We start from the raw sequence: 13755 nt of genomic DNA, 5'->3' as shown, positions 1-13755 counted from the left end.
GCGGTGCCCTCCGCCGGCGGCGGCAGGGCGAGATCGGCGGCGGTGACCGGCGGCACGTCCACCTGCAGGTCGATGCGGTCCATCATCGGGCCAGACACCTTGCCCTGGTAGTCCGACTGGCAGCGCGGCGCGCGCCCACAGGCGCCGCGGCCGGCGCCGCCATTGCCGCACCGGCACGGGTTCATCGCCGCGATCAACTGGAAGCGCGCCGGGTAGCGCACGTGGGCGTTGGCGCGGGCCACCACCACCTCGCCGGTCTCCAGCGGTTGGCGCAGGCTGTCCAGGGCCTGTGCCGAGAACTCCGGCAGCTCGTCGAGGAACAGCACGCCGTTATGCGCCAGCGACACCTCGCCGGGCTTGGCCTTGATCCCGCCGCCGGTCAGCGCCGCCATGCTGGCGGAATGGTGAGGGGTGCGGAAGGGCCTCGCCCGCGTCAGCTCGCCCTTGGCGATCAGGCCGGCGATGGAATGCACCATCGAGGTCTGCAGCAGCTCCTCCGGCGTCAGCGGCGGCAGGAGACCCGGCAGGCGCGCGGCCATCATCGACTTGCCGGACCCCGGCGGACCGCAGAACAGCAGGTTGTGGCCGCCTGCCGCTGCGATCTCCAGCGCCCGCTTGGCCTGCTCCTGACCCTTGACCTCGCGCAGGTCGGGGACGCGCGCGCCGTCGACCATCGGCCCGGGCTTCGGCGGCGACAGCATCTGGGTTCCGCGGAAGTGGTTGATCACCGCCACCAGCGACGGTGCGGCCAGCAGGCGCACGTCGCCAGCCCAGGCGGCCTCCGCCCCGCAGTCCTTAGGGCAGATCAGGCCGAGATTCATCGATCCGGCGGCGACCGCCGCGGGCAGCGCCCCGGCCACGCCGACGATGCGGCCGTCCAACGAGAGTTCGCCGACCGCCGCCCATCCGGCCAGGGCGTCGGGCGGAATGACGCCCATCGAGGCCATCACCGCGAGCGCGATCGGCAGATCGTCGTGGCTGCCCTCCTTGGGCAGGTCGGCAGGGGCCAGGTTGGCGATGATCCGTCTGGCCGGCATGGCCAGGCCGAGCCCTGCGAAGGCGGCCCGCACCCGCTCGCGGCTTTCGGCGACTGCCTTGTCGCCCAATCCGACCAGCATGAACTTGACCTCGCCGCCGGTCAGCTGGACCTCGACGTCGACGCGCCGCGCCTCAACCCCTTGAAAGGCCAAGGTGACCACCCGCGCGACCATCGTTCCCCGCTTTTTGACGCCTTGAGTTATCCACAAGGCTGCCGCAGAACGCGGTTCGGATCAAGAACAAATGATGAACTTATCGGGAAGATCAGTGGTTTCTGCGCTCTAGCGCCGCCACTTAGACTCACAGGCTAGCTGTGCCGTAGCCCCGCCCGTCCGGAGCGTGATCGTAGCATCGCATAAGCTGCGCCTCAGGCGTAGTTGAACTTTGGAAACCAGCCGGCCGCGCCCTGCGGCAGCATGGCGAACATGTGCCAGGCGGAGCAGAAGTCGTCGTTCGGCCCGAGTTCGGTGTCGGACACGCGCAGGATCTGATCGCCCTGGCGCTGAAAGACCGAGAGCCCCGGCTGCCAGCCGCCATTGCGGTGATAGCCCATATCGGCGGCGAAGCTGGTGCCTTGGTGACTGACCATCGGGAAACGCCAGCCGCGGCCGGCGGCGAACGCGCGCTGGACGTCCGGCGTGTTGGGGCTCGAGACCACGAAGGCGGCTCGATCGGCCAGGTGGTCGTAGACGCCGTTGAAGCCGTCCGCCCACATGGTGCAGGCGGGACAGCCGGTCCCCATGTTGTGGATGACGAACAGGTCGTCCTTGGCCCCGAACAACTCCGATAGCCGCACCGGACCCCCTGGGCGGCTGAGCTCATAGTCGGCCACCGGCTGCGGGATGACGTCGGCCTGGATCTGGCGCATCTCGGCGCGCAGCGCTTCGATGCGGGCGCGATGGCCGGACAGGGTCTCACGGGTTTGGGCGTAGTCCATCATTCGTCTCCGTTGTCTTGAATCGCGGAGCCGCGCGTCTCGTCGATGCGCAGCAGGTGTTGGGCGAGGGCGTCGAAGCCGGCCTGCCAGTACTTGGCGTAGCGGTTCATCCACAGCGCGGCGGCGTAGATCGGCGCGGCGTCCAGGGTGCAACGGCTGACCCGGCCGCTGCGCGCCTGACGCACCAGGCCCGCGCGCACCAGCACGTGAATGTGGCGCGACACCGCCTGCAGCGAGATGTCGAAGGGCTCGGCGATCTCCGAGACCAGCAGGGCGCCGGTGTCCAGCCGCTCCAGGATCGTGCGGCGGACGGGGTCGGAGAGGGCGAAGAACACCGCGTCGAGCTGCGCGGCCTCATCCCAGGCGGGGTCGTGGCGCGCGGGCAGAGGCAGAACGTCCATGCCTTAATCAATCAACGGATCGGTTGAGAGTCAACTGATTGGTTGATGATTCAAGATCTCTCAGCCCGGCCTTGGCTGGGATGCGGGTTATGGCCGGAAACGGGTCTCTAACCGGCTCGGATCGCTTCGATGCGTTCCCAGAGCTTTTCGGTGGCGTCTATCCCGGTGAAGTGCTTGAGCTGCTGGGCGCCGGTAGGGGAGGTGACGTTGATCTCGGTCAGGAACTCGCCGATCACGTCGATGCCGACGAACAGCAGGCCCCGGCGCTTCAGCTCAGGGCCGATGATCGCGCAGAGCTCCAGGTCGCGGGCGGTCAGCTCCACGGCCTCGGCGCGCCCGCCCACCCGCAGGTTGGAGCGGATCTGGCCGGCGTTCGGCACCCGGTTGACCGCGCCCACCGGCTCGCCGTCGACCAGCAGGATGCGCTTGTCGCCCTTGACCACGGCGGGGATGAACTTCTGGGCGATCACCGGCTCGCGGCCGATCATCGCGTGCAGCTCCAGCAGGGCGTCGAGGTTGGGATCGTCCGCCAACAGCCGGGCCACACCCGATCCGCCGCCGCCGTAAAGCGGCTTCAGCACGATGTCGCCCTGGCGCGCGCGGAAGTCGTAGATCGCCTCGACGTCGGAGGTGATCAGGGTCGGCGGCTGGACGCCCGGAAAGCCGGTGACGAACAACTTTTCCGGCGCATTGCGCACCTCGGTGGGGTTGTTCACCACCAGGGTCTTGGGGTGCACCACGTCCAGCAGGTGGGTGCTGGTGATGTAGGCCATGTCGAAGGGCGGATCCTGGCGCAGCAGCACCACGTCGACCTCTTCCAGGTCCAGCCGCTGATAGTCGCCGAAGGTCGCATGGTCGCCCTTGGCGCGGCGGATCTCGACCGGGCGGCCGCGGGCGGTGACTCGACCCTCTTCCAGGGACAGCCTGTCGGGAGTGTAGACGAACAGCGAATGGCCGCGCGCCTGCGCCGTCTCCATCATCAGGAAGGTCGTGTCGCCTTCGATATTGATCCCCTCCAGGGGGTCCATCTGAACAGCGACCTTCAACGGCATGGCGGGCTCCTCACAGCGAAGGTGATGCAGATACTCCGCACGCCGGCGGCGCGCCAGGATCAGTTCAGGCGCAGCCGCATGCGTTCGCGCTGGGCGCGGGCGGCCAGCGCCGCGCCGCCGTCCAGCGCCGAAGCCCGCGCCAGCGCCTCCAGCGCCCCTGCCAGAGCGCCCTGGCCTTCCCGCGCCGCAGCGACGTCCAGCCATGGACGATGATCCTTGGGGTCGAGCAGGGCGCGCCTCAACGCCGCGCGCTCGGCGCGGGCGTAGGCGCGGGCCGACTGGGCGCGGGCGAAGATGTTGTTCTGCAGGCGGATCAGCACCGCACGGTTGCTCACCGGAGCCATCAGCCGGTCCAGCCGGTCGGCGATGTCGGGCGTCAGGCCCGCGTGCAGAGCGCGCCTGGTCAGCTCCGAGGGCATCACGACTCGGCCCTCGCTGAACGGATCCAGCGCCAGCGGACCTTCCTCAGTCTCGATGCGGAGCAGGAAGTGGCCGGGAAAATCCACGCCCTGCACCGTAAGGCCGCAGCGCCGCGCCACGTGCAGGTAATAGACGCCCAGCGCCACCGGCAGGCCCCTGCGCCGTTCGGCGACGGCCAACAGGTCGGCGTTGTCGGGGTGCTCGTAGGTGAACAGGTCGCCGTTCAGGCCCAGATCGCCGGCCATGGCCTCGGCCAGGGCCTCTTCGGCGCTCTCGGTCTTCAGACGGGCGGACAGGCGGTCGACCCCGGCGGCGGCCAGGTCGCGCGCGGCCTGGGGGTCGCGACTGGGATCCTCATGCAGGGCGCAGGCGATCGCCGCGTCCAGCAGCGGGAAGTCGCCGTCTGAAGCCTGGCCGGCCTCGGTCAGTAGGATCTGGGCGTCGTCGCGGGTCATCAGGCTACATGAATCGAGTTACGCGCCGTTCCAGGCGTCGCGACTATGCCGGGGAAGCTTGCCGGGGGCGAGTGCGATCAGGTCGAGGCGTACGGCCGCGCCCTGAAGGCCCCTTCGGCGGGCGGCCAGCGAGCGTCCGGCCCGCCGCAGCCTTTCGCGCTGCTCGAAACTCACCGCTTCCAGCGCCTGGGCGAGGCTGGCCCGGCGCTTCACCTCGACCACCGCCAGCACCGCGCCGCGCTGGGCCAGCAGGTCGATCTCGCCCTGCGGCGTGCGCAGCCGAAAGCCCAGGATGCGGTAGCCCTTGAGCATCAGCCACAGCGCCGCCCAAACCTCGGCCTGGCGGCCGGACAACCGCGCCGCCGCGCCGCGCAGGCTGCGGGCTTTGCTCATGCGCCGCCGCCCTTCAGCGTCATGGCCCGGCGGTAGAGGTCGCGGCGGGGAATGCCGAGCGCCTTGGCGACCTCGCTCGCGGCCTCGGCGGGCCGCAGCCGAGTGAGGGCGTCGCGCAGGGCCGTGTCGGCGTCTGCAGCGCTGGCCTCCTCCTCGCGGCCGGGTGCGACCAGGACGACGATCTCGCCCTTGGGCGCAGCAAAGGCGGGGTCGGCGGCGAGGTCGGGCAGGGACCCGCGGACCACCGTTTCATAGAGCTTGGTCAGTTCGCGGCAGACCACGGCCTCGCGCGGGCCGAACACGTGGGCCATGTCAGCCAGGCTGGCGGCCAGTCTGGAGCCGCCCTCGAAGAACACCAGGGTGGCGCGGACGCCCGCCACCTCCTCCAGGAAGACGCGGCGCGCGGCGCTGCGGGGCGGCGGGAAACCCGCGAACAGGAACCGGTCGGTGGGCAGCCCGGCCAACGAGAGGCCGGCCAGCAGCGCCGACGGGCCTGGAATGGCGAAGACGGTGAAGCCCTCGGCCGCCGCCTCGCGCACCAGCCGGTAACCAGGGTCGGAGATCAGCGGCGTGCCGGCGTCGGAGATCAACGCTACCCGCTCGCCGGCCGCGAGCTTTGCCATCACGCGGGGGCGCATGCGTTCGGCGGCGTGCTCGTCATAGCGCTCGAGCTTGGCCGACAAACCGTAGGCGGCGAGCAGCTTGCCGCTCACCCGGGTGTCCTCGGCCAGCACCACGTCGGCGGCGTTGAGCACGTCGAGCGCGCGCAGGGTGATGTCGCGCAGGTTGCCGATGGGCGTGGCCACCACATAGAGGCCCGGCGCCAGCGGCGCGTCGGACAGGATGGGCGGGATGATCGCGCGGGCCATGGCCGCGCAGGGTTCGCCGCTTGGCGCGCCGAAGGCAAGCCTCCACCCGCGCGCCGCGAAGCCTCAGGCGCCGGTGATGAGCGCGGCGGTGACCCGATCCAGCAGCAGGCGGCCCTGGCGCGTGGCGCGCAGGCGAGTAGGGTCTGCCGCCAGCAGGCCCAGGTCGACCAGCTCGCGCACTTGCGGTGACGAGGGGCGCAGGCCGAGCGCGGAAACCTCCTCGAAACCCACCCCGTCGTCGATCCGCAGGCCGAGCAGCAGGCGTTCCTCAGCCGCTTCGACGGGGTTCAAAGTCTCGCGTGTCGCGAAACCGACGCCGCGCTGGGCGACACAGGCGATGTAGTCCACGGGCTTCATCGCCGCGATCGTCGCCTGCCGCGCGCCGTCGATCGTCAGACGCCCGTGCGCGCCGGGGCCGGCGCCGACATAGTCCCAGCCGCGCCAGTAGACGAGATTGTGCCGCGAGCGCGCGTCCTCGCCCCTGGCGTGGTTGGAGACCTCGTAGGCGTCGAAACCGGCGGCCTCCAGGGTCGTCTGGGTCGTCTCGAAAAGGTCGGTGGCGGCGTCTTCGCCCGGCGGGGCGATGCGGCCGCGGCGCACGGCGCGGTCGAACGGCGTGCCGTCTTCGATGGTCAACTGGTAGGGCGACAGGTGTTCCGGGTCGAGGTCGAGGGCCGCCTGCAGTTCTGACCGCCAGTCGGAAACCGTTTGCCCGGGGCGCGCATAGATCAGGTCCAGCGACAGGCGGGGGAAGGCCCTGCGGGCGGCGCGGGCGGCGCGCATGCCGGCCGCCGCATCATGATTGCGGCCCAGAAAGCCCAAGGCGTCGTCGTTCAACGATTGCAGGCCGAGCGACAGGCGGCGGACTCCGGCGTCGGCGAAGGCCGCGAACCGGTCAGCCTCGGCGTCGGTGGGATTGGCCTCCAGCGAGACCTCGAGGTCCTCGGTGGGCGTCCACAGCTTGACGGCGAGGGCGATGAGGCGCCCGGCCCACTCAGGGTCCATCAGAGAGGGCGTCCCGCCGCCGAAGAAGATCGAGACCAGCGACCGTGGGCCGCTCAGCGCCGCCTGGGCGGTGAGGTCGGCCTCGATCGCCTGAACGAGGGTCAGTTGTTCAGCCCGCCGACCGCGGTCGCGAAACACGTTGAAGTCGCAGTAGGGACAGATCCGCGCGCAATAGGGCCAGTGGACATAGACGCCCAGCGGCGGCCGGTTGGTCACAGCAGGGCGGCCTTGAGCTTGGCGAAGGCGAGCGCCCGATGGCTGATCGCGTCCTTCGCCGCGGGCTCCATCTCGCCGAAGGTCAGCTCCCCGCCGGTCGGCGTGAAGATCGGGTCGTAGCCAAATCCTCGCGTGCCCCGCGCCGGGAAGGTCAGGGTCCCGTCGATGCGGCCCTCGACCGCCACCATCGGCCCGTCCGGCCAGGCGACCGCGAGCGCGCAGGTGAACCAGGCGGAGAAATCCTCAGCGCCGACCTCCTCCAGTCGGGACTCCACCTTGCGCATGGCTTCGGAAAAGTCGCGGTCAGGGCCGGCCCAGCGGGCGGAGTAGATGCCGGGCGCGCCATCCAAGGCGCTGACCGACAGGCCGGAATCGTCGGCGAGCGCGATCAGACCGCTGGCCTGGGCGGCGGCGCGGGCCTTGAGCAGGGCGTTGCCGGTGAAGGTGGTCTCGGTCTCGTCCGGCTCGGCCAGGCCCAGCTCGCCGGCGGTCACCAGCACGAAGCGGTTATCGAGGACCTGCGCCAACTCCACCGCCTTGCCGGGGTTGTGCGTCGCCACCACAAGGCGCGCGCCGGGCTCCAGCTTCAGGGCCATGTCGATCCTCCTGTCAGCGACGCGCGAGACCATAGGCGTGCGCCCGATCATCGCAAGGCGCGCCTGGGCCGGCGCGATCGGCTAGGCTCGCGGCGCGGCAGGTCAGACGGAGCAACGCATGCGCGCCCTGGGTCCCGGCTCGGTGTCGAGCGTCCTGAAGATCGTCCTGGACGTGGTGTCCGGCGCTCTGTGGATCGCCATGGCGGCGGTGGGCCTGCTGATCCTCGCCGCCCTGCTGCTGAGCTTTGACCCGGACCTGCTGGCGGGTCTCGCGAGCGATGGCGCGGGCGCGCAGGTCACGCGCCGCGGGCCGCTGCTGGCGGCGGGGCTTGCGGCCGCGGCGCTGTACATCGGCGGCGTGCTGGCGATCGTCGGGCGGCTGCGGCGGATTTTCGCGACCCTGACGGCGGGCGATCCGTTCCATCCGGACAACGTCACCCGGCTGCGCACCATCGGCCTGATCCTGGCGGGGCTTGAGCTTGGCCGTTACCTGCTGTGGGCGCTGGGGGCCTGGCTGCTGCCGGGCGTCGACAAGGTGGAGCCGGACTTCAGCCTGACCGCGTGGTTTTCGGTGCTGGTGGTGTTCGTCCTGGCCGAGGTGTTCCGCGAAGGCGCCAGGCTTCGGCGCGAAGCCGAGCTGACGATCTGAGGGAGCGCTGAGCGTGGCCGTGCGCATTCATCTGGACGAACTGCTGCTGGCGCGGCGGATGTCGCTGGCCGAGCTCGCCGACCGGGTGGGCGTGGCGGCCACGGACCTGGCGATCCTGCGCGACGGCGAGGCGCGCGCCTTGCGGTTCTCGACGCTGGACGCGCTCTGCCGGGAGTTGCAGTGCGCTCCCGGCGAGCTGCTGTCGTGGACGGCCGAGCCGGACTGAGCCCCTCAGCTTCCGCTGGCGGCGCGCTGCAGGACGCACAATTCGCCGATGCCCTTGCGGGCCAGGGCGAAGAGCTGCTCGAATTCGGCCTGGCTGAAGCCGCGCTTTTCGCCGGTGGCCTGGATCTCGACAATGGCGCCCGATCCGGTCAGCACGAAGTTGGAGTCCGCTTCGGCGTTGGAATCCTCCTCATAGTCGAGGTCCAGCACCGGCGTGTCGGCGAACACGCCGCACGACACCGCCGCCACCTGGTCGAGGATCGGGTCAGTCTTGATCAGGCCTTCGTCCAGCATGTAGCGGGTGGCCTTGCGCAGGGCGACCCAGGCGCCGGTGATCGCGGCGGTGCGGGTGCCGCCGTCGGCCTGGATCACGTCGCAGTCCACCGAGATCTGCCGCTCGCCCAGCGCCTTCAGGTCGGTGACCGCGCGCAGCGACCGGCCGATCAGCCGCTGGATTTCCTGGGTGCGGCCGGACTGCTTGCCCTGGGCGGCTTCGCGTCGCCCGCGGGTGTGGGTGGCTCGCGGCAGCATGCCGTACTCGGCGGTGACCCAGCCCTGGCCGCGACCGCGCAGGAACGGCGGCACGCCCTCTTCGAGGCTGGCGGTGACCAGCACCTTGGTGTGGCCGAAGCTGACCAGGCAGGAGCCCTCCGCGTAGCGGTTGACGCCGACTTCGAGGGTCACGGGACGAAGCAGGTCGGCGGCGCGTTCTGAAGGACGCATGGGCGGGTCTCCTTGGCGGGGGGCGGGCGCTTGCGCCTCGGCAGGCGGCGCTTATCCTAGATCGCGAAGGTCCAGTCCATGGGCGCGCCGACCACGGAGCGATCACCACACGTGCCCAGCAGCCTGCTTACCCCCGGGCCGACCCTCGCCGAACTCGACGCCCGCGCCCGCGAGATCTTCCGGCATATCGTCGAGTCCTACCTGGACACCGGCGAGCCGGTGGGCTCGCGGACCCTCTCCAAGGCGGGCGTCCACCTGTCGCCGGCCTCGATCCGCAACACCATGCAGGACCTGACGCAGCTCGGCCTGCTGGGCGCGCCGCACGTCAGCGCCGGACGGCTGCCGACCCACGCGGGCCTGCGGCTGTTCGTCGACGGGCTGCTGGAGGTAGGCGACGTCGGCGAAGACGAGCGCCGGATGATCGAGGCGAGGCTCGCGGCCCGCGGCGGCAACTTCGACGACGCGCTGAGCGAAGCATCCTCGATCCTGTCGGGCCTGGCCGGCGGCGCAGGCGTGGTGGTGACGCCGATCCGGGACGCCGGCGTGAAACACGTGGAGTTCGTGGCGCTGGGCGTCGACCGGGCGCTGGCGATCATGGTGTTCGAGGACGGCTCGGTGGAGAACCGCCTGGTGCGCCTGGCCGCCGGGGTCACGCCCTCAGCGCTGACCGAAGCCTCCAACTTCCTCAACGCCTCGCTCAGCGGCCGCACCATCGCCGAGGCGCGCACCGACCTGGGCGCCGAGCTGGAGCGGGCGAGGCGCGAGCTGGACGCCACCGCCGCGCGGCTGGTCGAGGACGGGCTGGCCGCCTGGGGCGGCGGCGACAACCAGGATCGCGCGCTGATCGTGCGCGGCCACGCCAACCTGCTGGGCGCGCCGCACGCCGCCGAGGACCTGGAACGCGTGCGCATGCTGTTTGGCGACCTGGAGCAGAAGGAGCAGTTGATCAACCTGCTGGACGGGGTGCGCGAGGGCGAGGGCGTGCGCATATTCATCGGCGCCGAAACGCGGCTGTTTTCGCTTTCGGGTTCCGCCGTGATCGCGGCCCCCTATATGACGGGCGACCAGCGCGTGCTGGGTGCGATCGGCGTGATCGGCCCGGCGCGTTTGAACTACGCCCGGATCATTCCGTTGGTGGATTACACCGCCCGCGTGCTTGGCCAGGTGATGAACAGCTAGACCAGGAACATGATGTCCGAAGATCACACCCCCGCCGCCGACGAAGCCCAGCCCGCCGCCGAGACGGGTGAACTGGAGGCGCTGCGCGCCGAGGCCGCGGCGCTGAAGGAACAGGTGCTGCGCTACGCCGCCGACGCCGAGAACACCAAACGCCGCGCCGAGCGTGAGGCCAACGACGCCCGCGCCTATGCGATCCAGAAGTTCGCCCGCGACCTGCTGGGCGTCGCCGACAACCTGCAGCGTGCGCTCGCCGCCGCGCCGGAAGCCGTCGACGGACCGGTGAAGAACTTCGTCGTCGGCGTCGAGATGACCGACAAGGAACTGCAGGCGGCCTTCGACCGCAACGGCCTGAAGCGCGTCGAGCCCGCGCCCGGCGCCAAGTTCGACCCCCACCAGCACCAGGCGGTGATGGAGCAGCCCTCGGCCGAGATCGCCGGCGGCGGCGTCATCCAGGTGTTGCAGTCCGGCTACGAGTTGTTCGGGCGCGTGGTGCGCCCGGCCATGGTCATCGTCGCCGCCAAGGGCTCCGGGCCTCAGACGTCCGCCGAGCCCCAGGCGCACAACCCCTACGACTCCGGCGAAACCGACGCGTCAGGCGGCGCGGTGGACCGCACGGCTTAGGGCGGCGAGTCGACCACCACATCCACCGACGTCATCCTCGGACCTGAATTTCCGGCTTTTGCCGTGTGCATGGATCCTCGGCACAAGCCCGAGGATGACGTGAATGGAGGCTCGCCGCGGCGCGACCGGCCAAGGGCCGGTCCTTGACAGGCCCGAGACGCCAGGCTCGCAATCTTCCATGGGATTCAAGCCGCAGCCCGCCGCGGGCGCGGCATCTGGGCTAACTCGCTCCGACTCGCAAATGCTGCGTCGGACGCCCTTCTGAGCTCTTTCGCCGGCTCCGGATTCCGCTAAGGTCGCAGGTCCTTTTCCTTGGGGATGCGGGGTCGCGGCCGAGCTCGGTCCGCGCCTTGATGAGGTCGGACGGCACATGAAGTTGACGATTGAGCGGGCGGCGCTGCTGAAGGCGCTGGGTCACGTGCAGAGCGCGGTTGAGCGACGGAACACCATCCCGATCCTGTCCAATGTGCTGCTGTCGGCGGACCGCGACCGCCTGAGCTTCTCGGCCACCGACCTGGACATGGAGATCATCGACCAGGCGTTGGCCCAGGTGGACCAGCCCGGCCAGATCACCGCGCCGGCCCACACGCTCTACGAGATCGTGCGCAAGCTGCCGGACGGCTCCGATGTGCAGCTCAGCTTCACCGGCGAGGACCCGCGGCTGACGGTGGCCGCCGGCCGCTCGCGCTTCAACCTGCCGGTGCTGCCGTCGGGGGATTTCCCGGTGATGTCGTCGGACGGACTGTCGGGGCGCATCGGCGTCGATGTGGCCGACCTGATCCGGCTGATGGACAAGACCCGCTTCGCCATCTCCACCGAGGAGACGCGCTACTACCTGAACGGCCTCTATCTCCACACGGTGGTCGAGGACGGGGTGGCCAAGTTGCGCGCCGTCGCCACCGACGGCCACCGCCTCGCCCTGGCCGAGATGCCGGCGCCGGAGGGCGCAGTCGGCTCGCCCGGGGTGATCGTGCCGCGCAAGACCGTCGGCGAGGCCCGACGCCTGCTCGACGACGCCGGCGAGCAGGTCGACGTGCAGCTCAGCGCCCAGAAGGTGCGCTTCGAATTCAACGGCGCAGCGCTGACCTCCAAGGTCATCGACGGCTCGTTCCCCGACTACAGCCGGGTGATCCCGCGCGACAACAACAGGGTGATGCTGGTCGACAACAAGCTGTTCGCGCAAGCCGTCGACCGGGTGGCGACGATCTCGGCCGAGAAGTCGCGCTCGGTGCGCATGGCCATGGAACCCGGCCGCATGATCCTGACCGTGCGCAACATGGAGGCCGGCCAGGCGGTCGAGGAGCTGGAGATCGACTACGACGGCGAGCCGTTCGAGCTGTCGTTCAACGCCCGCTACCTGCTGGACGTCACCGACCAGGTCTCTGCCCCCCAGGCCGAATTCCGCTTCGGCGGCCCCAACGACCCTGCCCTGGTCCTCGACCCCACCGACGCCGACGTCCGCTACGTCCTGATGCCGCTGCGGGTGTAGGCATCTCCCTTCCCCCTCGGGGGAAGGGGCCGGAGAGGCGGTGCGAGCCGATCTTCGCTCCGTTGGCCAAAACCCGCTAAGAGCGGGCGGTGCGCACGGCTCTCACACGTCTGACCCTCACGGATTTCCGGTCCTACGCAAGCGCCGAGCTCGCGCTGGACGGGCGCGCGGTGTTCCTGGTGGGTCCGAACGGGGCGGGGAAGACCAATCTGCTGGAGGCGGTCAGCCTGCTGACCCCTGGCAGAGGCTTGCGTGGCGCGAGCCTGGCGGAGGTCGGCCGGCGGATGCCCGGCGAGGCGCAGGGCCGCGCCTGGGCGGTCTCCGTGACCATCGAGGCCGACGGCGAGCCGGTGCGACTGGGGACCGGCATCGAGCAGTCCGGCTCGGCGCGGCGCGCTGTGCGGCTGGAGGGCGAGACCGTGCCGCCTGGCCGACTCGCCGATTACCAGCGCCAGGTGTGGCTGACGCCGGCCCAGGACCGGCTGTTCCTGGAAGGCGCGGGCGAGCGACGGCGGTTCTTCGACCGGCTGGTGTTCGCCGCCGAGCCCGCGCACGCCGCTCATGCGGTCGCCTACGACAAGGCCCAACGCGAACGCATGCGCCTGCTGATCGACAACGCGGGCGATCCGGTATGGCTCGACGCGCTGGAGGCGCGGCTGGCGCGGGCTGGCGCGCTGATGGCGGTGTCGCGGGCTCGGGCGCTGGAGGCGCTGAGCGCCGAGATCGCCAGACGTGGCGACCGGCCGTTCCCCCAGGCGCGCCTGACCCTCACCGGCGAGTGGGAGCAGATGGCCGCATCAGGCGTCGAAACCGATGAGATCGAAGCGCGACTGGGCCGCGCGTTGGTGCTCGCCCGCGAGCGTGACGCCGCCGCCGGACGGGCGCTGACCGGGCCGCATCGGGGCGATCTGGCGGTCTGGCACGCCGAAAAGGACCGTGCGGCGGCTGAATGCTCGACGGGGGAGCAGAAAGCGCTGATATTAAACCTGGTTTTGGCCCAGGCGGCGCGACTTTCGCGTGCAGAATCAGCCCCGAACCCTATATTGTTGTTGGACGAAGTCGCAGCGCATCTGGACCGTCGCAGACGGGCGGCGCTGTTCGACGAAATCACGGCGCTCGGTCTCCAGGCCTTTCTCACCGGCACGGACGAGCATCTGTTCGAAGACCTCAGAGGCCGGGCTCAAGGCGTGCGCGTGGACGCCGCCGGCCATGCGATTTTGGAAAACCTATGACCCCCAGCGAATCCCCCAACGAAACCGGCGGCGAAAACCCCGGCCAGGCCGAGTACGGCGCGGAGTCGATCAAGGTGCTCAAGGGCCTGGACGCGGTGCGCAAGCGCCCGGGCATGTATATCGGCGACACCGACGACGGCTCTGGCCTGCACCACATGGTCTATGAGGTGGTCGACAACGCCATCGACGAAACCCTGGCCGGCTGGGCGACGCGGGTCGAGGTGATCCTCAATCCCGACGGCTCGGTGACGGTCA

Annotated in this window: 16 protein-coding genes and 1 pseudogene; 7 read left to right on the top strand and 10 right to left on the bottom strand. The window is 70.3% G+C overall.

The genetic code is table 11. The features are described 5' to 3' along the window. The 9 genes from Q8M88_RS01910 to rdgB form a co-directional block, all read right to left on the bottom strand. The coding region (locus Q8M88_RS01910) for a YifB family Mg chelatase-like AAA ATPase (RefSeq protein ID WP_305594524.1) at window positions 1-1211 on the bottom strand (1211 nt) is incomplete at its 3' end. Window positions 1212-1405: 194 nt separating this feature from the next. Next, window positions 1406-1975 (bottom strand): DUF899 family protein, encoded by a 570-nt coding sequence (locus tag Q8M88_RS01905; protein ID WP_305594522.1) that lies wholly within the window; start codon window positions 1973-1975, stop codon window positions 1406-1408. Further along, window positions 1975-2376: a helix-turn-helix transcriptional regulator gene (locus tag Q8M88_RS01900; RefSeq protein WP_305594520.1), complete on the bottom strand. Its 402-nt coding sequence runs from the start codon at window positions 2374-2376 to the stop codon at window positions 1975-1977. Before Q8M88_RS01900 ends, Q8M88_RS01905 begins: the two co-directional genes overlap by 1 nt. 107 nt (window positions 2377-2483) lie before the next feature. Continuing rightward, entirely contained in the window at window positions 2484-3428 is a 945-nt protein-coding gene (gshB, locus tag Q8M88_RS01895) for a glutathione synthase (protein ID WP_305594518.1), read from the bottom strand. Between the two features lie 59 nt (window positions 3429-3487). After that, complete coding sequence (locus tag Q8M88_RS01890) at window positions 3488-4303, bottom strand: transglutaminase family protein (protein WP_305594516.1); 816 nt, start codon at window positions 4301-4303, stop codon at window positions 3488-3490. Between the two features lie 18 nt (window positions 4304-4321). Next, entirely contained in the window at window positions 4322-4696 is a 375-nt protein-coding gene (locus Q8M88_RS01885; RefSeq protein ID WP_305594514.1) for a YraN family protein, read from the bottom strand. Continuing rightward, window positions 4693-5565, bottom strand: coding sequence for a 16S rRNA (cytidine(1402)-2'-O)-methyltransferase (gene rsmI, locus Q8M88_RS01880; protein WP_305594512.1), 873 nt, complete (start codon window positions 5563-5565; stop codon window positions 4693-4695). The genes Q8M88_RS01885 and rsmI overlap by 4 nt, the downstream gene beginning before the upstream one ends. A gap of 63 nt (window positions 5566-5628) precedes the next feature. Continuing rightward, entirely contained in the window at window positions 5629-6786 is a 1158-nt protein-coding gene (gene hemW, locus Q8M88_RS01875) for a radical SAM family heme chaperone HemW (protein WP_305594510.1), read from the bottom strand. Further along, entirely contained in the window at window positions 6783-7382 is a 600-nt protein-coding gene (rdgB, locus tag Q8M88_RS01870; protein WP_305594508.1) for an RdgB/HAM1 family non-canonical purine NTP pyrophosphatase, read from the bottom strand. Before rdgB ends, hemW begins: the two co-directional genes overlap by 4 nt. Before the next feature lie 118 nt (window positions 7383-7500). Between rdgB and Q8M88_RS01865 the strand changes: the two genes are divergently transcribed. Both Q8M88_RS01865 and Q8M88_RS01860 read left to right on the top strand, forming a co-directional pair. After that, window positions 7501-8031, top strand: a complete 531-nt coding sequence (locus Q8M88_RS01865; RefSeq protein ID WP_305594507.1) for a DUF2975 domain-containing protein — start codon at window positions 7501-7503, stop codon at window positions 8029-8031. 13 nt (window positions 8032-8044) lie between these two features. Further along, window positions 8045-8257: a helix-turn-helix transcriptional regulator gene (locus Q8M88_RS01860; RefSeq protein ID WP_305594505.1), complete on the top strand. Its 213-nt coding sequence runs from the start codon at window positions 8045-8047 to the stop codon at window positions 8255-8257. A gap of 5 nt (window positions 8258-8262) precedes the next feature. On the opposite strand, the gene rph is transcribed toward Q8M88_RS01860, so the two are convergent. Then, on the bottom strand, window positions 8263-8979 hold the full coding sequence (gene rph / locus Q8M88_RS01855) for a ribonuclease PH (protein WP_305594503.1): 717 nt from the start codon (window positions 8977-8979) through the stop codon (window positions 8263-8265). A gap of 78 nt (window positions 8980-9057) precedes the next feature. On the opposite strand from rph, the gene hrcA reads away from it, so the two are divergent. The 5 genes and pseudogenes from hrcA to Q8M88_RS01830 form a co-directional block, all read left to right on the top strand. Next, window positions 9058-10158: a heat-inducible transcriptional repressor HrcA gene (gene hrcA, locus Q8M88_RS01850; RefSeq protein WP_305594501.1), complete on the top strand. Its 1101-nt coding sequence runs from the start codon at window positions 9058-9060 to the stop codon at window positions 10156-10158. Between the two features lie 12 nt (window positions 10159-10170). Next, on the top strand, window positions 10171-10779 hold the full coding sequence (gene grpE, locus Q8M88_RS01845) for a nucleotide exchange factor GrpE (RefSeq protein ID WP_305594499.1): 609 nt from the start codon (window positions 10171-10173) through the stop codon (window positions 10777-10779). Between the two features lie 370 nt (window positions 10780-11149). Then, on the top strand, window positions 11150-12268 hold the full coding sequence (gene dnaN, locus Q8M88_RS01840; RefSeq protein ID WP_305594497.1) for a DNA polymerase III subunit beta: 1119 nt from the start codon (window positions 11150-11152) through the stop codon (window positions 12266-12268). An 89-nt stretch (window positions 12269-12357) separates the two neighbouring features. Beyond that, on the top strand, window positions 12358-13500 hold the full coding sequence (recF, locus tag Q8M88_RS01835) for a DNA replication/repair protein RecF (protein ID WP_305594495.1): 1143 nt from the start codon (window positions 12358-12360) through the stop codon (window positions 13498-13500). After that, window positions 13497-13755: pseudogene (locus tag Q8M88_RS01830) on the top strand (DNA gyrase subunit B); the annotation flags it as partial. The gene recF and the pseudogene Q8M88_RS01830, both read left to right, overlap by 4 nt.

The sequence above is a fragment of the Phenylobacterium sp. genome (genome assembly GCF_030693805.1).
Taxonomy (GTDB): Bacteria; Pseudomonadota; Alphaproteobacteria; order Caulobacterales; family Caulobacteraceae; genus Phenylobacterium.
This window is presented reverse-complemented; position numbering and strand designations above follow the sequence as displayed.

What these genes read in the sequence shown, in the direction of transcription:
- Q8M88_RS01905 (WP_305594522.1), bottom strand. Translation starts at nt 1,975, where the DNA reads ATGGACTACGCCCAAACCCGTGAGACCCTGTCCGGCCATCGCGCCCGC.
- Q8M88_RS01900 (WP_305594520.1), bottom strand. Translation starts at nt 2,376, where the DNA reads ATGGACGTTCTGCCTCTGCCCGCGCGCCACGACCCCGCCTGGGATGAG.
- gshB (WP_305594518.1), bottom strand. Translation starts at nt 3,428, where the DNA reads ATGCCGTTGAAGGTCGCTGTTCAGATGGACCCCCTGGAGGGGATCAAT.
- Q8M88_RS01890 (WP_305594516.1), bottom strand. Translation starts at nt 4,303, where the DNA reads ATGACCCGCGACGACGCCCAGATCCTACTGACCGAGGCCGGCCAGGCT.
- Q8M88_RS01885 (WP_305594514.1), bottom strand. Translation starts at nt 4,696, where the DNA reads ATGAGCAAAGCCCGCAGCCTGCGCGGCGCGGCGGCGCGGTTGTCCGGC.
- rsmI (WP_305594512.1), bottom strand. Translation starts at nt 5,565, where the DNA reads ATGGCCCGCGCGATCATCCCGCCCATCCTGTCCGACGCGCCGCTGGCG.
- rdgB (WP_305594508.1), bottom strand. Translation starts at nt 7,382, where the DNA reads ATGGCCCTGAAGCTGGAGCCCGGCGCGCGCCTTGTGGTGGCGACGCAC.
- Q8M88_RS01865 (WP_305594507.1), top strand. Translation starts at nt 7,501, where the DNA reads ATGCGCGCCCTGGGTCCCGGCTCGGTGTCGAGCGTCCTGAAGATCGTC.
- rph (WP_305594503.1), bottom strand. Translation starts at nt 8,979, where the DNA reads ATGCGTCCTTCAGAACGCGCCGCCGACCTGCTTCGTCCCGTGACCCTC.
- hrcA (WP_305594501.1), top strand. Translation starts at nt 9,058, where the DNA reads ATGGGCGCGCCGACCACGGAGCGATCACCACACGTGCCCAGCAGCCTG.
- grpE (WP_305594499.1), top strand. Translation starts at nt 10,171, where the DNA reads ATGTCCGAAGATCACACCCCCGCCGCCGACGAAGCCCAGCCCGCCGCC.
- dnaN (WP_305594497.1), top strand. Translation starts at nt 11,150, where the DNA reads ATGAAGTTGACGATTGAGCGGGCGGCGCTGCTGAAGGCGCTGGGTCAC.